The organism is Nonomuraea sp. NPDC002799 (assembly GCF_053592075.1).
The window spans coordinates 42,770-62,804 of the sequence record NZ_JBSFVA010000040.1; the positions used below are offsets into that span (position 1 = coordinate 42,770).

The 20,035-nt window shown below is 73.8% G+C and carries 22 protein-coding genes; 10 read left to right on the top strand and 12 right to left on the bottom strand.

What is annotated here, in order from left to right; genetic code table 11:
• The first annotated feature begins 22 nt into the window (after positions 1-22).
• The 3 genes from ACWD0F_RS43280 (at position 23) to ACWD0F_RS43290 (ending at position 2,495) form a co-directional block, all read left to right on the top strand.
• On the top strand, positions 23-340 hold the full coding sequence (locus ACWD0F_RS43280; protein ID WP_449887601.1) for a PadR family transcriptional regulator: 318 nt from the start codon (positions 23-25) through the stop codon (positions 338-340).
• Complete coding sequence (locus ACWD0F_RS43285; protein WP_449887603.1) at positions 337-1,158, top strand: hypothetical protein; 822 nt, start codon at positions 337-339, stop codon at positions 1,156-1,158. Before ACWD0F_RS43280 ends, ACWD0F_RS43285 begins: the two co-directional genes overlap by 4 nt.
• A 182-nt stretch (positions 1,159-1,340) precedes the next feature.
• A complete protein-coding gene (locus tag ACWD0F_RS43290) occupies positions 1,341-2,495 on the top strand; it encodes an RtcB family protein (protein WP_449887605.1) in 1,155 nt (384 codons plus the stop codon).
• A 36-nt stretch (positions 2,496-2,531) separates the two neighbouring features.
• Here the strand turns inward: ACWD0F_RS43290 and ACWD0F_RS43295 are convergent, their stop codons facing one another.
• Positions 2,532-2,996, bottom strand: a complete 465-nt coding sequence (locus ACWD0F_RS43295) for a MarR family winged helix-turn-helix transcriptional regulator (protein ID WP_449887607.1) — start codon at positions 2,994-2,996, stop codon at positions 2,532-2,534.
• A gap of 83 nt (positions 2,997-3,079) precedes the next feature.
• Between ACWD0F_RS43295 and ACWD0F_RS43300 the strand changes: the two genes are divergently transcribed.
• The 3 genes from ACWD0F_RS43300 (at position 3,080) to ACWD0F_RS43310 (ending at position 6,217) form a co-directional block, all read left to right on the top strand.
• Positions 3,080-3,754: a nitroreductase family protein gene (locus ACWD0F_RS43300; protein WP_449887609.1), complete on the top strand. Its 675-nt coding sequence runs from the start codon at positions 3,080-3,082 to the stop codon at positions 3,752-3,754.
• Positions 3,755-3,867: 113 nt separating this feature from the next.
• Entirely contained in the window at positions 3,868-4,812 is a 945-nt protein-coding gene (locus ACWD0F_RS43305) for an alpha/beta hydrolase family esterase (RefSeq protein ID WP_449887611.1), read from the top strand.
• 73 nt (positions 4,813-4,885) lie between these two features.
• Entirely contained in the window at positions 4,886-6,217 is a 1,332-nt protein-coding gene (locus ACWD0F_RS43310; protein ID WP_449887613.1) for a serine hydrolase domain-containing protein, read from the top strand.
• A 61-nt stretch (positions 6,218-6,278) separates the two neighbouring features.
• On the opposite strand, the gene ACWD0F_RS43315 is transcribed toward ACWD0F_RS43310, so the two are convergent.
• Positions 6,279-7,160: a LysR family transcriptional regulator gene (locus ACWD0F_RS43315; protein ID WP_449887615.1), complete on the bottom strand. Its 882-nt coding sequence runs from the start codon at positions 7,158-7,160 to the stop codon at positions 6,279-6,281.
• A gap of 64 nt (positions 7,161-7,224) precedes the next feature.
• Here ACWD0F_RS43315 and ACWD0F_RS43320 point away from each other — a divergent pair, with 64 nt between their 5' ends.
• Positions 7,225-7,929: a CTP synthase C-terminal region-related (seleno)protein gene (locus ACWD0F_RS43320; protein ID WP_449887617.1), complete on the top strand. Its 705-nt coding sequence runs from the start codon at positions 7,225-7,227 to the stop codon at positions 7,927-7,929.
• 117 nt (positions 7,930-8,046) lie between these two features.
• Here ACWD0F_RS43320 and ACWD0F_RS43325 read toward each other — a convergent pair whose 3' ends face one another.
• The 3 genes from ACWD0F_RS43325 to ACWD0F_RS43335 form a co-directional block, all read right to left on the bottom strand.
• Positions 8,047-9,288, bottom strand: coding sequence for a hypothetical protein (locus tag ACWD0F_RS43325; protein WP_449887619.1), 1,242 nt, complete (start codon positions 9,286-9,288; stop codon positions 8,047-8,049).
• 44 nt (positions 9,289-9,332) lie between these two features.
• On the bottom strand, positions 9,333-9,758 hold the full coding sequence (locus ACWD0F_RS43330; protein ID WP_449887621.1) for an SRPBCC family protein: 426 nt from the start codon (positions 9,756-9,758) through the stop codon (positions 9,333-9,335).
• A gap of 84 nt (positions 9,759-9,842) precedes the next feature.
• Positions 9,843-10,670, bottom strand: a complete 828-nt coding sequence (locus tag ACWD0F_RS43335) for a polyprenol monophosphomannose synthase (RefSeq protein ID WP_449887623.1) — start codon at positions 10,668-10,670, stop codon at positions 9,843-9,845.
• Between the two features lie 232 nt (positions 10,671-10,902).
• Between ACWD0F_RS43335 and ACWD0F_RS43340 the strand changes: the two genes are divergently transcribed.
• The gene (locus ACWD0F_RS43340; RefSeq protein WP_449887625.1) at positions 10,903-11,145 is read left to right on the top strand and encodes a hypothetical protein; all 243 of its coding nucleotides are present in this window, start codon (positions 10,903-10,905) and stop codon (positions 11,143-11,145) included.
• A 4-nt stretch (positions 11,146-11,149) separates the two neighbouring features.
• On the opposite strand, the gene ACWD0F_RS43345 is transcribed toward ACWD0F_RS43340, so the two are convergent.
• From ACWD0F_RS43345 to ACWD0F_RS43355, 3 genes are read right to left on the bottom strand one after another with little or no spacing between them, the layout of a single operon-like run.
• Complete coding sequence (locus ACWD0F_RS43345; RefSeq protein ID WP_449887627.1) at positions 11,150-11,794, bottom strand: response regulator; 645 nt, start codon at positions 11,792-11,794, stop codon at positions 11,150-11,152.
• Entirely contained in the window at positions 11,785-12,882 is a 1,098-nt protein-coding gene (locus ACWD0F_RS43350) for a sensor histidine kinase (protein ID WP_449887629.1), read from the bottom strand. The genes ACWD0F_RS43345 and ACWD0F_RS43350 overlap by 10 nt, the downstream gene beginning before the upstream one ends.
• On the bottom strand, positions 12,866-13,483 hold the full coding sequence (locus ACWD0F_RS43355; RefSeq protein WP_449887631.1) for a DedA family protein: 618 nt from the start codon (positions 13,481-13,483) through the stop codon (positions 12,866-12,868). Before ACWD0F_RS43355 ends, ACWD0F_RS43350 begins: the two co-directional genes overlap by 17 nt.
• Before the next feature lie 109 nt (positions 13,484-13,592).
• Here ACWD0F_RS43355 and ACWD0F_RS43360 point away from each other — a divergent pair, with 109 nt between their 5' ends.
• Both ACWD0F_RS43360 and ACWD0F_RS43365 read left to right on the top strand, forming a co-directional pair.
• Positions 13,593-16,418, top strand: a complete 2,826-nt coding sequence (locus ACWD0F_RS43360; RefSeq protein WP_449887673.1) for a DEAD/DEAH box helicase — start codon at positions 13,593-13,595, stop codon at positions 16,416-16,418.
• Positions 16,415-17,761, top strand: coding sequence for an SWIM zinc finger family protein (locus ACWD0F_RS43365; protein ID WP_449887633.1), 1,347 nt, complete (start codon positions 16,415-16,417; stop codon positions 17,759-17,761). Before ACWD0F_RS43360 ends, ACWD0F_RS43365 begins: the two co-directional genes overlap by 4 nt.
• A gap of 107 nt (positions 17,762-17,868) precedes the next feature.
• Here ACWD0F_RS43365 and ACWD0F_RS43370 read toward each other — a convergent pair whose 3' ends face one another.
• From ACWD0F_RS43370 to ACWD0F_RS43385, 4 genes are all read right to left on the bottom strand, one after another.
• Complete coding sequence (locus tag ACWD0F_RS43370; RefSeq protein WP_449887635.1) at positions 17,869-18,540, bottom strand: NAD(P)-dependent oxidoreductase; 672 nt, start codon at positions 18,538-18,540, stop codon at positions 17,869-17,871.
• Between the two features lie 73 nt (positions 18,541-18,613).
• Positions 18,614-19,012 (bottom strand): VOC family protein, encoded by a 399-nt coding sequence (locus tag ACWD0F_RS43375; RefSeq protein ID WP_449887637.1) that lies wholly within the window; start codon positions 19,010-19,012, stop codon positions 18,614-18,616.
• A complete protein-coding gene (locus tag ACWD0F_RS43380; RefSeq protein WP_449887639.1) occupies positions 19,009-19,629 on the bottom strand; it encodes an SRPBCC family protein in 621 nt (206 codons plus the stop codon). The genes ACWD0F_RS43375 and ACWD0F_RS43380 overlap by 4 nt, the downstream gene beginning before the upstream one ends.
• Positions 19,630-19,655: 26 nt before the next feature.
• Positions 19,656-19,997 (bottom strand): ArsR/SmtB family transcription factor, encoded by a 342-nt coding sequence (locus ACWD0F_RS43385; protein ID WP_449887641.1) that lies wholly within the window; start codon positions 19,995-19,997, stop codon positions 19,656-19,658.
• Positions 19,998-20,035 lie beyond the last annotated feature (38 nt).

Below are 20,035 nucleotides of genomic sequence, written 5' to 3' on the forward strand. Positions count from 1 at the left end.
GAGTATGGGTAGGACGCCCCGCATGACCATCCCCACCCAACTCGTCCTGCGCGCGCTGCTCGAAGAACCCGCGCGCGAGATGTACGGGCTGGAGATCTGCCGCGCCGCCGGCCTCGCCCCCGGCACCATTCACCCCATTCTCGCGCGCTGGGAGGGGATCGGCTGGCTGGAGTCCCGCATCGAGGACGTCGATCCGCGTGCGGCGGGCCGGCCGCGCCGCCGCTACTACCGGCTCACCACCGACGGCGCTCAGCACGCCCGCGACGCACTCGCCCAGGCGCGGCACAAGGTGCAGACCCTGCTCAGGTTCCGGACGCGAGCGACCGGGGAGATGACGTGACCGGCCACCTGACCCGCCCGGCGGCCCTGCACCGCACCCGCCGTCTCGCCCACGACCTCGAACGCGACCTGCGCGACGCCCTCGGCCGCGCCCCCCGGCTCGACCCGGCCGTCGCACGCCCCCTGGAGCACGCGCTCGAACACGCCTGCGACCTCCACCTGGCCTTCACCCGCGCCCTGGACATCGCCATCGAACGCGCGCTCGCCCGGGCCCTGATCCACGCCTTGGACCGTTCCATCCGGCTGGCCCGCGCCCACGGCGTCGACCTCGGCCTGGACGACTCGCTCGCCCGGGCCCGCGCCCTCGCCCGCGTCCTGACGGCGCCCGGAAGCGACACCTTCGGCCTCGGCCCGCCCGGCACGGCCGCGCCGCGGATCGCCGAATGGCTGATCGCCGCCGAGTCCCGGCTGCTGCCCGAGCAGCACCGAAGCCGCTTCTTCCACGAGTTCCGCAGCGAACTGCACGAGCTGGCGTGCGAGCACGACGCCCGATGGCCCCAGGTGATGTACACGCTGCGGCAGTTTCGCCGCGTGGCGCAGCTGCGCGCCGCGATCCAGGCCCCCGCCCGGCCGCGCCTGTACCGCACGCACACCGCGATGTGCTGGGTGCTGGCCTCGAACGGGCGCACCTGGGGGCTGCTCGGCCCGGTGATGGCGTTCGCGATCGTCAACGTGCACCTGCAGCAGGGCTGGGGCTCGGCGCTCTTCACGATCCCCGGCGTCGTGGCCTTCAACTGCGGCGTGGAGTGGCTGCGCAAGCGCTGGGCCATCGACGTCAAGCGCCGCAGGCGCCCTGGCGCCCACACCGAGCGGGAATGACACGCCTCAACCCCGCGTGAGGACCCGAACTCCCAGGATGGGAGTCGCGCCTTGGCCCGATGCGCCGGGCGGCGCCCGCGCGAGATGCTTTCTGCGGCCAAAGGCGGACAAAACCAGTGGCGATCACCAGGTACGGGTCGCATACGCTGCTCGGAGATCATCGAGCAGAAGGGCGGCCCGTCATGCCGCAGCAGGTAGCACCCGGCCTCATCTCCTGGGCCAGCGACATCGAGCCGGGCACCATCCAGCAAGCCGCCCGCGCCGCCCGCCTGCCCTTCGTCCCCGGCCACGTCGCGCTGATGCCCGACGCGCACGTCGGCATGGGCGCCACCGTCGGCTCCGTCATCCCCACCCAGGGCGCGATCATCCCCTCGGCCGTGGGCGTGGACATCGGCTGCGGCATGGTCGCCACCGAGACCGACCTGAGCGCCGCGGACCTGCCCGACACCCTGGCCGCGCTCATGCCGCTCATCGAGCGGCGCATCCCGGCCGGCGTCGGCCAGGGCCATGACGACCCGCGCACCGACACCTCGCTCGCCGCCCTCGGCGCGCCCGCCACCTCGTTGACGGGCAAGCAGCAGCACACGGTCCGCACCCAGTTCGGGACGCTCGGCTCCGGCAACCATTTCGTCGAGGTCTGCCTGGACGAGCGCGGCCGGGTGTGGACCGTGCTGCACTCCGGCTCGCGCGGCATCGGCAACCAGCTCGCCACCCGGCACATCGGCGAGGCCAAGAAGCTGATGGCGCAGTACTTCATCACGCTGGAAGACCCGGACCTGGCCTACCTCGTGCAGGGGACCCCGCAGTTCACCGCCTACATCGAGGACATGTTGTGGGCGCAGCGCTACGCCATGGCCTCGCGCGCCCGCATGGCCGAGGTGCTGGCCGCCTCCCTCTTCGAGGTCACCGCCCACGGGCGCGCGGTGCGCACGATCAACGCCCACCACAATTTCACGCAGATGGAGCGCCACCACGGCCGCGACATGTGGATCACCCGCAAGGGAGCGATCAAGGCCGCCACCGGAGACGAGGGCATCATCCCCGGCTCGATGGGCACCCGCTCCTACATCGTGACCGGCCTGGGCAGCGCCGCCTCCTATGACTCCTGCTCGCACGGCGCGGGACGGCGCATGTCCCGCACCGAGGCGCGCAAGAAGCTCACCGCGGCCTCGCTCGCCGAGGCGATGGGCGACCGCACCTGGAACGCCGACCGCGCCGGAGCCCTGGTCGACGAGCATCCGCAGGCCTACAAGTCGATCGACCAGGTCATGGACGACCAGAAGGACCTCGTCACCGTGCAGCACACGCTGCGCCAGGTCTTCAACTACAAGGGCTGAGGTCGCGAACGGCGGCGGCGGTTCAGGGGCGGCGGTTCAGGGGCGCAGGCGCAGGAGCTTGGTCAGCAGGGTGGCGAGCTGGGCGCGTTCGGCGGGGGTGAGGGCCTCGAAGGTGTCGTCGAGGAAGGCCGGGACGGAGGTCTGGGCGTCGGCCAGGCGGCGGCGGCCGGCGGCGGTGAGGGTGACGGCGTAGGAGCGGCGGTCGCGCGGGTTGCGTTCCCTGCGGACGTGGCCGGCGCGCTCCAGCTCGTCGCAGACGCTGACCATGACGCTGCGATCGATGCGCAGCTCTTCGGCCAGGCGCTGCTGGGAGCAGGGGCCGACGGTGTCGAGCATGCCGAGCACCAGGTGCGCGCCGACACCGAGCCCTTCCTGGACGGCGTGGGCTTCGGCGGCGCGGGCCACGGCGGCCGAGGCGCGGCACAACGCGATGTCGAGGCGCTCGGCGGCGAGCCGCGGGAAGTAGCCGGGTTGTGCCGGGCCGGTGCTGCGGGCCGCCATCGTGTCCTCCTCGTGCGGGGTGGGCTTGCCACCCTAGCGGATTGTTTGACAGCAGATGATTTGTCGTCATACGGTCCATTCGTATGACGACAGATGATCTGCGTACAGATGGATTGCTGGATCTGACCCCCGACGAGCTGCTCAGCACGACCCGCGCCGTGCGCAAGCGGCTCGACCTGTCCAGGCCGGTGCCGCGCGCGCTGATCGAGCAGTGCGTCGACCTGGCCACCCAGGCCCCCACCGGCCGCAACCGGCAGCGCTGGCACTTCCTGGTGGTCACCGAGGAGGCGCAGCGCCGCCGCGTCGCCGACATCTTCCGCCGCGCGCTCACCACCGGCGGCGGACGGCCGGTGAACGAGCGGGACCTGCGCCGCATGCACGCCCATCCCGGCTCGATGGAACGCATCTCCGACGGCCTGCGCCACCTGCACGACAACATCCACCGCGTGCCCGCCTTCGTCATCCCCGCCGTGGAGGGCCGCACCGACCGCGCCTCGGTGCTCGACCAGTCCATGACGTGGGGGTCGATCCTGCCGGCGGTGTGGAGCTTCATGCTCGCCGCCCGCGCCCGCGGCCTGGGCACCGTGTGGACGACGGCCCAGGCGCCTTTGGAGCGCGAGCTGTCGCAGGTGCTGGGAGTGCCGTACGACGACGTCATGCTGGCCGCGTTCACCCCGCTGGCCTACACCCTGGGCACCACCTTCAAGCCCGCCAGGCGCATCCCGCGCGAGGAGGTCCTGCATTGGCAGCGATGGTAGAGCAGGCGGGGTAGCACAGGTGGGGGTAGCACAGCAGGCAAGGCATAGGCGGCGGGGCGGCCGCTCCCGCACACTTCCGGCAGAGGCAACGTCCGGGCGAGCGGGGAGGCGCGATGGCCAAGGCCATGATCACGTTGATGACGGCGGTGCTGCTGGCCGCCCGCTGCGGCGCCGCCCCTCCCCCGCCGGCGCCGCCCGCTCAGGCGAGCCCCGCCGGCGGCTGCGCGTCCGCACCACGGCTGGAACCAGGACGGCACGAGCTGACCTTCGGCGGCCTGCGCCGCCGCTACCTGCTGTCGGTGCCCGACGGCAAGGGCCCCCACCCCGTCCTGCTCAACCTGCACGGCCTCGGCTCCTCCGCCGCCCAGCAGGCCGCCTACAGCCGGCTGCCCGAGATCGGCTCCGGCCGCGGCTACATCGTGGCCACCCCGCAGGCCGCCGAGGACCGCATGGGCTGGACGCTGCCCGGCACCGGCGGACCCGACGACACCGGCTTCCTCGGCGCCCTGCTCGACCGGCTCCAGCAGGGACTGTGCGTCGACCCGCGCCGCCAGTTCGCCGCCGGCATGTCCTACGGCGCCGCGATGGCGGCCGCTCTCGTGTGCTCCCTGCAGGGCCGCCTGGCCGGGGCGGCGGCCGTGGCCGGGCTCAACATCGTGCGCCCCTGCCCCGGCGCCGCCCCCGCCACGATCATCGCCTTCCACGGCGACGCCGACCGGATCGTCCCCTACCAGGGCGGGCACCCGTTCCAGGACGCCACCGGCGACCTGCGCAAGCTCGCCGACCTGGTCGTGCTCACGCCGGTGGAGGAGACGTTCGCCGGCTGGGCGACCGCGCTCGGCTGCTCCGGCCGCACCAGCGGCCACCCCGCCCGGCGGGTACGCCTGCACGGCTGGACCTCCTGCACCGGCGGCGTCACCCTGACCCTGTACACGATCGACGGAGGCGGCCACACCTGGCCCGGCCCCATCGAGGTGGCCCGGCTGGGGGCCACCGCCCGCGACGTGGACGCCACCCGGCTCATCCTCGACGCCTTCGACCGCACCCCCTCCCGATGACCCCCGCGCCCCGCCGCCGCAGCGGGCAGAGCTCATCGGCCGGCGCCCGATCCAGCGGCTACTCTTGTCGCTCATGACTCAGGTGGGACACGCCACGGCCCGCGCCCTCATGCGCCGGCTGGCCGTCGAACAGGCCGAATGCAGGGTGCCGTCACTGACGGCGGCGATCGTGCGCGACGGGCGCACGGCGTGGTTCGGCGGCCGGGGCCGCGTGGGCGGCACGGCGCCGACCGCCGCCACCCAGTACCGCATCGGATCGATCACCAAAAGCATGGTCGCCGTCGTCGTCATGCGGCTGCGCGACGAAGGTGTCCTGCGGCTCGGCGACACCCTCGGCGAGCACCTGCCGGACACGCCGCTCGGCCACCTCACCATCGCCCAGCTCCTGTCGCACACCGCCGGGCTGAGCGCCGAGCCGCCCACCGCGTGGTGGGAACGCACCCCCGGCATCGCCGTCGGCGACCTGCTGGAACGCGTCGGCCCGGCCGAGCTCAAACACCGGCCAGGACGGCGCTTCCACTACTCCAACGTCGGCTTCGCGCTGCTCGGCGAGCTCATCGGCCGGCTGCGCGGCACCACCTGGCTCAAGGCCGTGCGCGCCGAGGTGCTCGACCCGCTCGGCATGAACGACACCACCGCCCGCCCCCGCGCCCCGCACGCCACCGGCTACGCCGTGCACCCGTGGGCCGACGTCGTCCTGGCCGAGCCCGAACACGACCACGAGGCGATGGGGCCGGCGGGCCAGCTCTGGTCGACCCCGCACGACCTGGCCCGCTGGGCGGCCTTCCTCGGCGGCGACACCGCCGGCGTGCTGTGCCCCGGCACACTCGCCGAGATGCGCGAGCCGGCCGGCGTCGAGGACGGCGACACCTGGACCGGCGGGTTCGGGCTCGGACTGCAACTGGCCAGGACCGGCGGGCGGCGGCTGTCCGGGCACAGCGGCTCCATGCCCGGATTCCTGGCCACCGTGTGGGCCGAGCCCGCCGAAGGGGTCGGGGCGCTGTTCATGGCCAACACCACCTCGGGGATGAACGGCACGCTGCTGACCGACCTGCTCGACATCCTCGACTCCTACGAGCCGCGGCTGCCCGACGAATGGCAGCCGGTCGCCGCCGATCCGGCCCTGCTGGCGCTGACCGGGTTGTGGCACTGGGGGCCCAAGCCGTACGCGCTGCGGCTGCTGCCGGAGCGGGGGCTGTCGCTGGAGCCGGTCGAGGGCCGCGGGCGGGCCTCACGGTTCGTGCCGCAGGAGGACGGCACGTGGCTGGGGCTGGACGGCTACTACGCCGGGGAGACCCTGCGGGTGGCGGCCGATCACCTCGACCTCAACACGTTCGTCTTCACCCGTGAGCCCTACGCGCCGGCCGCGCCGGTGCCGGGCGGCGTGACGGACTGGCACGCCTGACGGCGCGGCAGGCGCGCCCACAGCCCGGCCTCACCGGCCCGGCCTCACCCGCCCGGCACCGTCAGCCCGGCAGGACGCCTGCCAGGTCGGCCGCCGGGCCCGGGGGCAGGGCGCCGTGCAGCAGCTCCACGCGGTGCACGAGCCGCGGCGACAGGAGCGGCACACCGCGCACGCCGTCCCCCGGCCCGGGCAGGGTGGAGGCCGGCAGCAGGGTGAGACCGTGGCCGGCGGCGACCAGGTTGAGGACGGTGTGGACGTCGTCGCCCTGATGGGCGAGCCCGGCCGGGAACCGCTCGCCCATCAGCGCCCGCAGCCGCTCCAGCGGGCACAGCGGCGTCTGCAGCCAGCGCGCGTCCACCAGGCCGGCCAGCCGCAGCCCGGCCCGCCCCGCGAGCGGATGCCCGGCCGGCAGGCACACCATGAGCTCCTCCTCCGTCGCCCCGACGGCCGTCATCGGCGCGGTGTCGGGCAGGCGCAGCGGATCGCTCGGGGCGGCGATGCCGTCGATCAGGCCCAGATCCGCCTCCCCCTCGGCGACCAGGGCGCTGACCCGCTGCTGCCCGCACGTACGCACCGTCACCTCCAGGCGCGGCCAGGTGGCGCGCGCCCGCGCCAGCCGGGCGGCGATGACCGGGTTGACGGCGAGCGCCGTGGCGGCCAGGAGCAGGCGCTGCCGGGGCTGCGCCGCGGCCCGCAGCACGTCGGCGCGGGCCGCGCGCAGACGCAGCAGCAGCGGCTCGGCGTGCTCCAGCAGCCGGCGGCCCGCCGCGGTCGGCTCGACCGGGCGCCGGCGCAGCAGCGGCAGGCCGAGGTCGGCCTCCAGCGCGGCGACCTGCTGGGAGATCGCCGACTGGGTGTAGCCGAGGTCGGCGGCGGCGGCCGAGAAGGAAGCGTGCCGGGCGACGGTCACGAACGTGGTCAGCAGATGCGGGTCCATCAGCATCGCTTATAGCAGATGCAGATTTCATCGTTGGCGCTGAACGGGCGGCGGCCGTCACGATGGGCGCATGAGAATCGCTCTTGTGGCAGACCGTTCCCCGAGTGTGCGCTCGCACGTCCGGGTGCCGCTGATGATCGAGGCGCTGCGCGAGCGCGACGGCATCGCGCTGGACCCGTACTGGATGCCTACCACCGACGTGCGGGGACTGGCCGGGTTCGACGGCATCTGGCTCCTGCCCGGCAGCCCGTACCGTGACGAGGAAGGCGCCGTGCGGGCCGCTCGGGTCGCCCGCGAGCACGGCATCCCGTTCCTGGGCACGTGCGGCGGGTTCCAGCACATGCTGCTGGAGTTCGCGCGGCACGTGTGCGGGCTGGACGTGGCGCACGCCGAGAACGAGCCGGGCGCGCGTGACTTCCTGCTCACGCCGCTGGCGTGCTCGCTGTACGGGCACGAGGGACGCGTACACCTGACGCCCGGCTCACGCATCGAGCAGATCATCGGCTCGCCCGGCACGATGGAGTCCTACATCTGCTCCTACGGGCTCAACGAGGACTACAAGGAGACGCTGGCCGCGCACGGCATGGTGTTCTCCGGGCACGCCGACGACGGGGCGGTGCGGGTGGCCGAGCTGCCCGGCCACCCGTTCTTCGTGGCCACGATGTTCCAGCCGGAGCTGGCCGGGGACGGACGGGGGGCGCATCCGGTGATCACGGCGTTCGCGGCGGCGGTCGCCCGCCGGCAGGTCACCGCCGGGGCGGCGCAACCGGCCTGACACGCCCGCGCGCCGCGCGGGCGCGCAGGGACATGCGGGCTGCGAGGTGAGGCCCGCAGGCGCGGGACGGCAGGGCAGGCGGGACGGGGCCGACAGGACGGGACGGGACTGGGCGGGTCAGCCGGCCGCGGGCTCGGCGTGCCGGAGGGCGCGCAGGCCCGGCAGCGGCACCACGCCCAGCCGGGCGCCGCCGGCCGGATCCAGCCGCACCACCGCCTCCCCCGCCCCGGCCAGCAGCTCCCCGCCCGAGAACACCAGCCCGCGCGCCGGCCCCGGCAGCTCCCACACCCCCGCCACCGCCAGCGTCGCCTCATCGGCCACCAGCAGCCGGGTGCCCGCCGCCACGTACAGCCGCCCGGCTCCCGTGACCGCGTACGCCTCGCCGGCCAGTGCGGTGAGCACCGCCGACCGGCTGATCGTGAGCTGCTCGGTGGAGGCCACGACGGCATGCCCGGTGGAGGCGTCGAACACGTGCAGCCTCCCCGCCCCCACCGCCAGCGTGTGCGCCCGTGCCGGGCCCAGACCGAACGGGGCGGGCAGGTCCAGGCAGTACGCCCACCGCTGGTCGAGGTGCAGGACGTGCACGAAGGCGTGCACCCCCGGGCTGAGGTCCTGCCCGGCGGCCAGATCCCGGGTGTGCAGGTGGGCGTCCTGGTGGGTGTAGAGGGTGTACAGGATGTTCTGGGCCGGGTCGGGGACGGCCATGCGGGCCAGGCCGTGCATCTCCTCCTCCTGGCCCGGCGGGATCTGCCGCTTGTCGCGCGTCTGCAGGGCGCCCATCTCGCCGGCGGCCAGATCGTACAGGCGGACCCGGTAGCGGTCGGGGGCGCGCGGAGGCAGGCGGTCCAGGACGTACATGACCTGGCCGTCGGTGGAGAACGCCTCCGGCTCGATGTTGCCGTCGAGGTCGACGGCGCGCAGACCGGCGCCGGAGGCCACGGTGATCCGGGTACGGGCGCGCGGGCCCGGTGGCGGGCCGAGCGCGACCTGCGTGAGGGAGACGGCCTTGATCTGCCCGGCGCCCGTGCGCACGTCGGCGACGAGGGCGCCGTCGCCGGCCTGGTAGGTGCGCAGCCGGCCGCCGCCGAGCCGGTGGATCCTGGCCCAGCGGGCGTCGGCCGCCGCGCCCGGATAGGTGGCGCGGACACGGCCGGTGACCAGGTCGACGACCGCCAGGCCGGTGGCCGTCTCGGCGAACAGCCGGCCGGGCCGCGCAGGCCGCTCACCGGCCGCGGCCCTTCCCGGGGTGGCGGCGGACGGGGCCGGAGGCGGCGATGAGGGCGGCGACGGCGCGCAGGCCGCCGCGACGGCGGTGGCGCCCGCCAACGTGAGCGCCTGGCGTCGGGTGAAGGGAGTCATGCCCTGCTTACACCGCCTGCGGCGCGCAGGTTCCCCCGGCCGGCTCACGTCGCGGGCAGCAGCCCGGCCAGTTTGCGGAGCGAACGGCGCAGCAGGGCGACAGCCACCGGGCGGGCCAGCGGCCACAGGGCCCGGCCCAGCGGCCCGAACGGCAGATACAGCTCCTCGGCCCAGATGACGCGGCTCCCGCCGTCGCACGGCCGGATCCGGATGGCCCCCAGGCCGCGCACGAGAGCGCCGGTGTGCGTGACGCGCACCAGCGCCGGCGGCTCCCAGCGGGTGATCGTCATCGTGTCCAGGAAGCCGAACGGCCGCACCCCGGTGTAGGCCTCGACGGCGTGCTCGCCCACCTGGCGGGCCGTGGTCATGAACATCCACTCCCGATGCCTGGGCCAGTCGGTCATGAGCGCGAACACCTGCTCCGGCGGCGCCGGCACGTGGACGGCCGCGGCCGCGTACACGGGTCTCATCGGGCTTCCCCTGTCGTGAACGATTCGTCGGCTTGCCTGAGGTACGTGCTCATGATCGGCCCCGGCGAACCTGATGCGGTCGCGTCAGCGGCGGCGGCCGCGGCCGAACCGCAGGGCGAACGGGGTGAGCATCGACTCCACCTGCACCGCGAAACTGATCTTGCTGGAGCCGGCGTTACGCTCCTCGAAGTGGATCGGCAGCTCCACGATGGAGCGCCCCAGCCGCTTGCACCGATGGTTCATCTCCACCTGGAAGCTGTAGCCGTCGCTGCGGATCAGGTGCAGGTCGATGCCTTCGAGCGTCGCGCGGTCCCATATCTTGAACCCGCCGGTGGGGTCGCGGACGGCCAGGTTCAGGATCACGTTCACGTACAGGCCCGCGAACCGGCTCAGCAGCCGCCGGTGCCGGCCCCACCGCGTCGACAGGGAGCCGCCGACCACGTACCTGCTGCCGATCACCACCCCGGCCCGCGTGGCCAGGATGGTGCCGAGCAGGTGCGGGATGTACTCCGGACGGTGGCTCAGGTCGCCGTCCATCTGCACCACGTACTCGTCGCCGCGCGCCAGCGCCTCCAGCATGCCGGCGATGTGGGCGCGGCCGATGCCCTCCTTCACCTTGCGGTGCAGGACGACCATGCGGCCGGGCCGGTCCTCGTTGGCGTGCTTGGCCAGGTCGTCGGCCAGGGCGCCCGTGCCGTCCGGCGAGTCGTCGTCGGCGATGATCAGCCGGAGGTTCGGCAGGTCCAGCGCGAGGATGCGCGCGGCGAGCTCGGCGATGTTGCCGGCCTCGTTGTAGGTCGGGATGACGACCGCGACGCGCGCGTCCCGCCAGGGCGACGGCAAAGACCAGGCGTCCTCGGCTTGGTCGGTCACAACACTCCTCCTTGGCGCCGGGCAGCGATCGCCGATCATCCTGACACGGACCCTGACGCCGGCGCGAGGTTCCCTCCCCGGGGGATGCCGCTCGTGGCCGGTATGGCGTGGGCGGCAACCGCAGGGCGGCACATCCGCGCGTGCACGTTCTGTAATCATAGGGATACCGTGAGCGCGAGGAAGGGACCTCCATGATCACCAGCGCCGCCCCGCCGCCCGGCCTCGCGGGAAGAGCTCTGCCGTCCAGCGCCCGCCGGCCGGCGACTTCGTCATGGTCCTGATCACGGTACGGCTCGCTCCCGGCGCGACGCTCGCCGACGCCCTGGACCGGCTGCAGCTGGCCGAGCCCGACCTCGACGCCGCGTTCGGGCTGATCGCCCTCGACCCCGGCGCCGGCCTGTACGTGCTGCGCGTCACCGAGGAGGCGGCCCGGCGGGCCCGGCACACCGCCGGCGGACCCTACGCCGACCCCGGCATCGCCCCGATCGATGAGGCGGAGGAGGGCGGGCCGTAACGGGTCAGGACCGCAGGAAGTGCAGCACCGCCAGCACCCGCCTGCTGTAGCCGGTGGTGTGCGACAACCGCAACTTCTCGAACAGCGAGTTCACGTGCTTCTCCACGGCCGACTGCGACACGTGCAGGGCCTGCGCGATCGAGGCGTTGGTCAGCCCCTGCGCCATCAGCTCCAGCACCTCCCGCTCCCGCGCCGTCAGCCGCGCGAGCGGATCCACCTGTGTCGTGCGGGCCAGCAACTGCCGCACCACCTCGGGATCGAACGCCGCCCCGCCCGCGCCGACCCGCTCCAGCGCGTCGAGGAAGTCGCCCACCTGCGCCACCCGGTCCTTCAGCAGGTAGCCGACACCTTCGACGTCGGCGCTCATCAGCTCGGTGGCGTAGCGCTTCTCCACGTACTGCGACAGCACGAGCACCTTGACCTCCGGCCAGCGGCGCCGGATCTCCAGCGCCGCCCGCAGCCCCTCGTCGGTGTGGGTCGGGGGCATCCGCACGTCCACCACCACGATGTCCGGCCGGTGGCCGGCGACGGCCGACACCAGCGCGTCGCCGTCGCCGACCGCCGCCGGCACCTCGTGGCCCTCCTCCAGCAGCAGCCGCACCAGGCCCTCGCGCAGCAGGGTGGAGTCCTCGGCCAGGATCACCCGCATGGCAGCACCGCCGTGATCGCCGTCGGCCCGCCCGCCGGGCTGCGCACCTCGAAGGCGCCGTCCAGCGCGGCCACCCGCCGGGCCAGCCCGGCCAGGCCGCTGCCGGCCGGGTCGGCGCCGCCCGCGCCGTCGTCACGCACCCGTACGCGCACCGCGCTCTCCTCCTCGTGCACCTCGACCGTGATGAGGGTGGCCCCGGCGTGCTTGGCCGCGTTCGTCACCGCTTCGCAGACCACGAAGTACGCGGCCGTCTGCGCCGCCATCGGCGGCCGGCGCCGCAGCTCGCACGTCACGGCGACCGGCACGATCGAGCGCTCGGCCACCCCCGCCAGCGCCTCGCCCAGCCCCAGGGAGTCCAGCCCGCTCGGATAGACCCGCCAGGCCACCTCGCGCAGCTCGGCCAGCGCCTGCTGCGCCTCCTGGTGGGCCTGCTCCAGCAGCTCGGCCCGCCCGCGCCGGGCACGGCCGATCAGCATCGACAGCGCCACCAGCCGCTGCTGCAGCCCGTCGTGCAGGTCCCGCTCGATGCGGCGCCGCTCGGAGTCGACAGCGGCCACGACGCCCGCCCGGCTCTCGGCCAGCTCGGCGATCCGGCGCTCCAGCACCCGTGTACGGTCCGGGCTCAGCAGCCGCACCGCCAGCCGCCGCTCCACCCCGTGCACGCCCATCACCCCCGACAGATCCAGGAACAGCAGCACGAACCCCGCCACCACGAGGTAGAGCACGAGCGGCAGCGACGGCGACATCCCGTCGAACGGCCGCCCGCCCGCCCACGCGGTCACGATCAGGACCCCCGCGCCCGCCCCGGACACCAGCAGGGCGATCACCAGGCCGCCCAGCACGCCCACCGGGACCCGGCAGGCCAGATAGCGCAGCACCCGTCCGTTGTCGCCGAGCCCGTCGAGGGAGGCGGTGTCCAGGCCGAGCCTGCGGGCCTCCAGGCGGGCCAGGCGGCGGGCCGCGGCGGTGACGTTCGGATGGGCGGGCAACGGCAGCACCGCCAGCAGGAACGCCAGCTCCGCCACCGCGCTGAGCGCGCCCAGCGCCACCGCGCCCAGCAGCCGCAGTCCCTCAGCGGCGGCTCGCATGCCTGCCCTTGCGCCGTTCGGCCACGCGGACGACGACGAACACCACGATCGCGAGCGCCACCAGCCCGATGACCACATTGGTGCCGATGCCCACGTATCCCTCCACCAGGGACCAGTTGTCACCGAGGTAGAAGCCGGCCAGCACGAAGATGGTGTTCCAGATGGCGCTGCCGGCCGTCGTCAGCAACGTGAACGTCAGCAGCGGCATCCGCTCGACGCCGGCCGGGATGGAGATGAGGCTGCGGAAGACGGGGATCATGCGCCCGAAGAACACCGTCTTGCGGCCGTGGCGCTGGAACCAGGCCTCGGTCTTCTCGATGTCGGACGTCTTGATGAGGGGCAGCTTCGCGGCGATGGCCAGCGTCCGATCGCGGCCCAGCAGCGCGCCCACCCAGTAGAGCGCCAAAGCCCCGATCACGGAGCCGAGGGTCGTCCAGACCAGCGCGTCGAGCAGATCCATCTTGCCGCGGCCGGCGGTGAAGCCGGCCAGGGGCAGGATGGCCTCACTGGGCAGGGGCGGGAACAGGTTCTCCAGCGCGATCGCGAGCCCCGCCCCGGGCGCCCCGAGGCTTTCCATCAGTCCAACGAGCCAATCAGTCATACCCCAAGGCTACGGATGATCGGATATGACGGTAATGAGGAGCTCACCCGGGCGGCGACTGTGGTAAACCACACCCCCACGTACCGTACACTGTACGGCCGTGAGCCTCATGACGGAACCGGCACGGCACGCGGCACTCTTCCAGCCCGGCGACCCGCCCAGATCGGGGCACATGGCCTTCCTCGACCCCGGCGGCCCCGCCACCGTGACCGTGGCCGAACAGGACGGGGTCACGGTACGCGTCCGCGAGGCGCCGGCCGTGCTCATCCCCGTCGGCGAGGCCGTCGCGGCGCTGGCCAGGGCGCGCACCGACCCCCAGGCCCACCCCGCCGCCCGCTTCTGGGGAGCCGTGGCGCTGGTCGCGCTCCAGCTCGTCACCCGGGGACGCATCCTGCCCGGCGTGTCGGCCGGCGGCCACGACGCGTGGCGGGCCGGGCCGCTGGACGCCGCCGACGTCCAGCGCATCCGCGACCTCGCCGACGCCATGCCCGCCGGCGCCCGCGCCATCCCGCTCCCGGCCCCGTCCGGCGGCCCGTCCGACGCCTCTTCCGGCGCCCCTTCCGGCGCCCCGGACGGCGGGCACGACGGCGGGCACGACGGCGGGCACGACGGCGGGCACGACGGCGGGCACGACGGCGGGCAGGTGCGGCTGCCCGACGCCGAACCCCTCGTACGGGCCTTCCTCGACGCCGTCGCCGACACCATGCCCCGCTCCCCGGGCGCCGTCCGCGCCACCGGAACCACCGCCTACGCCGCCACCCGGCCGGTCAAGGTCCCCCACCTGCGCCACTGGGCCGAGGAGGTGTCGGCCGGGCTCGACTCCGGCGTGCGGCTGTCCCTGCGCATCGAGGCCGACGACCTGGCCGCCGCCGACTTCCGCGCCGTCGTCCAGCTCCACAGCCTGGCCGACCCCTCCCTCGTCGTCGACGCCGCCGACCTGTGGCAGGGACACGACCCCGGCCTCGGCCCGCGAGCCAGGATCGAGGCCACCCTCGCCATCCGCCGCGCCGCCCACACCTGGCCCCGCCTGGAACGCCTGCTCGACAACGCCGTCCCCGACGAGCTCACCCTCACCGACGGCGACGTCGAAGACCTTCTCACCGCGGCCGCCGGCCGCCTGGCCGCCTCCGGCGTCGAAGTCCACTGGCCCAAGGCGCTCGTCCACGGCCTCACCGCCCGCGCCGTCATCGGCGAGCGCGACAACCCGCCGTCCGACCTGCCGTCCTTCCTCGGCGGCAGCCACCTGACCAGCTTCGACTGGCAGCTCGCCCTCGGCGGCGAACGCCTGACCGCCGCCGAGATGGACCGGCTGGCCGAAGCCCACCGCCCCGTCGTACGGCTACGCGACCAATGGGTCCTCATCGACCCCGACCTCGCCCGCAAAGCCCGCCAGCGCGACCTCAAACCCCTCACCGGCCTCGAAGCCCTCGGCGCCGCCCTCACCGGCGCCGTCGAGGTCGACGGTGAGCAGGTAGCAGCCGAACCCACCGCCTGGCTGCGCGACCTGCGCGAACGCCTGTCCGAACCCGCCGACGCGGGCCCGCCCGCCGCGCTCGCCGCCACCCTGCGCGACTACCAGCTCGCCGGACTGCGCTGGCTGGCCCAGCTCACCTCGCTCGGACTCGGCGCCTGCCTGGCCGACGACATGGGACTCGGCAAGACGATCACGCTGATCGCCCTGCACCTGCACCGCGCCGGCGCCGGCGGGCCGACGCTCGTGGTGTGCCCGGCCTCCCTGCTGGGCAACTGGGAACGCGAGATCACCAGATTCGCGCCCGGCGTCCCCGTACGCCGCTACCACGGCGCCGCCCGCGCCCTGACCGAGGACGGGTTCGTGCTCACCACGTACGGCACCATGCGGCTGGACGCGGCCCTGCTCGCCGCCCACCCGTGGGGCCTGCTCGTGGCCGACGAGGCCCAGCACGTCAAGAATCCCGCCTCCGGCACCGCCAAGGCGCTGCGCGAGATCCCCGCCGCCGCCCGCGTGGCACTGACCGGCACCCCCGTGGAGAACAACCTGTCAGAGCTGTGGGCCATCCTCGACTGGGCCACGCCCGGGCTGCTCGGCCCGCTGGCCCGGTTCCGGGCACGATGGGCCAGACCTGTCGAATCCGGCGACGCCGAGACCGCCGGGAAGTTGTCGAAGCTGGTGGGGCCGTTCCTGCTGCGCCGCCGCAAGAGCGACCCCGGCATCGCGCCCGAACTGCCGCCCAAGACCGAGACCGACCGCCCGGTCGCGCTCACCACCGAGCAGGCCGCCCTGTACGAGGCCGTCGTCCGCGAGATCATGACCCAGATCGCCGGCGCGCAGGGCATGGCCAGACGCGGCCTCATCGTCAAGCTCCTCACCGGGCTCAAGCAGATCTGCAACCACCCCGCCCAGTACCTGCACGAGAGCGCCCCGCGCCTGCCCGGCCGCTCCGGCAAGCTGGAACTGCTCGACGAGCTCGTCGACACCATCGTCGCCGAGGACGGCGCGGTGCTGGTCTTCACCCAGTACGTCGTCATGGCCCGCCTCCTGGAACAGCACCTGAAGGCCAAGGGCGTCAGTACCCAGCTCCTGCACGGCGGCACCCCGGTCGCCCGCCGCGAGGAGATGGTCCAGCGCTTCCAGGACGGGCAGGCGCCGGTGTTCCTGCTGTCGCTCAAAGCCGCCGGCACCGGCCTGAACCTCACCCGCGCCGACCACGTCATCCACTACGACCGCTGGTGGAACCCCGCCGTGGAGGACCAGGCCACCGACCGCGCCTACCGCATCGGCCAGACCCGGCCCGTCCAGGTGCACCGCCTGATCACCGAAGGCACGATCGAGGACCGCATCGCCGCGATGCTGGCCGCCAAACGCTCACTCGCCGACGCCGTGCTCGCCTCCGGCGAGGCCGCCCTGACCGAGCTGACCGACGCCGAACTCGCCGCCCTCGTGGAGCTGCGATGACCGGGAAGGCCCCGATGAACGACGCCCGCGGATTCCCCGCCTTCCCGCCGCAACGCGCCGGCGCCCGCTTCGCCACCTCCTGGTGGGGACGCGCCTGGGTCAAGGCCATGGAGGACACCTCCCTGGACCACGGCCTGCTCCGCAAAGGCCGCGCGTACGCCAAGACCGGGCAGGTCGGCCCCATCACCGTCAGCCCCGGCCGCATCGCCGCCGTCACCGAGAGCGAGTACGACACCGTCGTCCGCGTCGAGCAGCTCACCGACGCCGCCTGGCAGCGCTTCCTGGACCAGGTCGCCGCCAAGGCCGGGCACATCGCCGCGTTACTCGACCGCGACATGCCCCACGACCTCGTCGCCGCCGCCGAGGACGTCGCCGTGCCGCTGCTGCCGGCCGTCGGCGACCTCGAACCCGAATGCCCCTGCCCCGACTGGGGCCACCCCTGCGAGCACGCCGCCGCCCTGTGCTACCAGGCGTCGTGGCTGCTGGACGCCGACCCGTTCGTGTTGCTGCTGATGCGCGGGCGCGGCGAACAGGAGCTGATCGACGCCCTCCAGCGGCGCGAGGCCCCGGCCACCGCCGCCCTGAAAGACGGCACACCCCGGCCGGGCACCACGAACACGAGCAGCACCAGCACGGATGACACCAGCCGGGACGCCACCAGCCCGGGAGGCGCCAGCCGGGACGGGACCGGTCCGGGAGGTGCCGGTGCCGGTGGGGTGGCGGCGGCCGAGGCGTTCGCGGCGGGGGTGCCGCCCCTGCCCGAGCCGCCGCCGCTCGACACCCTCTCCACCGCCTTCGCCCCGCCCGACCTCGGCCCACCCACCGGCCCGGGCGCCGACCCGGGCGTCAGCCCAGACGCCGGCCCAGGTGTCGGCCCAGGTGTCGGCGCGGGTGTCGGCCCCGACCCCGCCCCCGACGTGGCCGCCCTGCGCGTGCTCGTCGTCTCCGCCGCCTCACGCGCCCGCGACCTGCTCCTGCGCGGCCGTCTCCCGGATCTCACCGAACACCAGGACCGCATCCGCCTGGCCGCCGACCACGACCTGCCCCTCGGGCTCGACGCCGCCGTCCTCGCCTGGCGGTACGGCGGCGCCGATGGCCTCGACGCCCTCGAAACCCCCTGGACGCCACCCCGCCAGGACCTGGCCAGAGCCCAGGCGCTGCTGGAGGCGGGCTGGGACGGCGAGCGGCCACCCCAGGTGGCGGCATGGCGCAACCGCTGGACCCTCGGCGCGCTCCAGCTCCGCTACGGCCGCGACGGCCGCTGGTACCCCTTCACCCGCCGCGACGGCCACTGGTGGCCCGCCGGCCCACCAGAACGCGACCCCTCAGCACTCGCCGGCTGATCGCCGCCGGGCCCGAGGAGACCACCGGAGCCACAAAGATCAGCGAAGACGACCGGAGACCAGCGAAGACCCTGACCCACCGAAGACCAGCGAAGACCGGCTGATCCTCAGGAGGCCACCGAGACGACGTGGCCCACCGACGTGGGATCGCCGGCCAGCTCCAGCATGCAGTCGGCGACGTCGGCCCGCGTCGTGCTCATGCCGCCCCGCACGTTGAGGTCCCTGACGGTGCGGTAACGGCCGGTGAGCCCCGCGTCCGTCAGCCGCGACGGCCGCACGATCGTCCAGTCCGCCGTCCAGTCCGCCGTCCGGTCCGCCTCACCGGCGGGAGCCGCCCGCAAGAGCCGCTCCGCCTCGGCCAGGTCGGCGTAGGAGTGCCGGAACGCCCGTTGCACGAGGAGCGGCTTGAGCACGTACCGCGTGAACGGGCCGTCGCCGGCGTCGGCCACCAGCCCGCTCGCGCTCACCATCAGCACGCGCCGCACCCGGGCACCGCGCATGGCCGCCAGAATGGCGGCCATGCTGGCCGAGTGCACGGTCGTCGGGCCCCGCCCGCGCGGGCCGATGGCGCTGAGCACGGCGTCCCTGCCCTTGATCGCGGGCGCGATCGCGCCCGCGATCATCACGTCGGCCTCGACGACGTCCAAGCGCTCGCGCAGGCCCGTGGGCAGCCGGGAGGCGTCCCGTACGACGGCGGTCACCTCATGACCCCGATCGAGCCCCTGCCGCAGCAGCTCCAGCCCGATGCCGCCGGTCGCTCCGAAGACCGCGAGCCTCATGGCACACCCTCCCTGGACGAGTCAGTAAGTGCTCACTCACCCTACCTCATACCAGGCGAACCGGGCTGAGACCTCAAGGCAGGTTGAGCTGCCAGGAAACGCCGAACCGGTCGTTGACCCAGCCGAACTTCGTGCTGAACCCATAGTCGCCCAGCGGCATCAGCGGCTGGCCGCCCTCCAGCAGCGCCGCGTACAAGCGGGCGAGCTCCTCCTCGCTGTCGCATCCCACCCAGAGCGAGACCGACGGCGTGAAGGTGAAGCCGTGCTGGACGGCACTGTCGATGCACATGTACTCCTGGCCCGCCAGGGTGAACAGGGCGTGCTTGACCGTCCCCTCCTTGCCGGGCTCCCCGGGGCCGTAGCGCGTGACGTCGACGACCTTGGCGTCCTCGAACAGGGACACGTAGAAGTTCATCGCCTCCTCGGCGTCCTCGTTCTGGAACATGAGAAACGTGTGGATCTTCTGGCTCATGCGCTGGGCTCCTCGTCGGGGGCGTAGAACGCGGTGGTGGCGGCGACGGAGGCGGCGACCACGTCCGGCTGGCCGCCCGCGGCCTCGTGCGCCTGGCCCCAGGACCGGCTGCTCTCGGTGATGAAGCGCCGGCCCTCGCCGGTCAGGTGGAAGGTGGCCTCGTCGGGCCGCTCGCCGCCCGACAGGTGCAGGGCCAGGCCCAGCAGTGCCAGGTCCCAGCCGATGCCGGTCGCGCCGGGGCCGAACTGCGACCACATCTCGGGCGGCACCTCGGCGGTGTGCCGCAGCTCGAAGCCGGTGCCGCCGTCGACGGCCGACAGGCGGAGCTCCACCTCCGAGAAGCCGGGGGCCTCGCCGAACAGCCAGGTGACCTTGAGCAGGGTGGGCCGCTCGCAGCGCAGGATCTCGCCCCCGGCGTTGCCTTCGAGCTGGTAGCCGCCCCCGACGCGGAAGTCCCCGCTCACCGGCAGAAACCAGCGCTTGAGGCGCTCAGGGTCGGTGCAGGCTTCCCACACGTCCTCGATCTCGGCGTCGTAGTGGCGCCGCAGTGTCACGACTTTGCGCTCGCCGTTGATGAGCTCGCGGTGAGCGCGGGAAACCTCGTCGACGATGTCCATGAGATGTCCTCCGAAGTGGTGAAGGGTCAGGTGTCGTCTTGCTTGCGACGCTCGCGCTTGCCCCTGGCCAGCTCCGTCCCCAGGGCGTCAAGGCGCTGGGACCAGAAACCACGGAAACGCTCCAGCCAGAGGTCGACCTCCTGCAGCGGCGCCGCCTGCACGGCGTAGAGGCGGCGGGTCCCCTGGGCGCGGACGCTGGCGAACCCGTGGTCGCGCAGCACCCGCAAATGCTGGGAGACGGCGGGCTGGGAGATCCCGAACTCCGCCTGGATGACGGTGGTGACCTCGCCGGAGCTCTGCTCGCCGCCTGCCAGCAGTTCCAGGATCCGGCGTCGCACCGGATCGCCGAGGACGTCGAATGCGTGCACGGCCCGAGTATTTCAGGTGGTGCTTATATAAGTCAAAC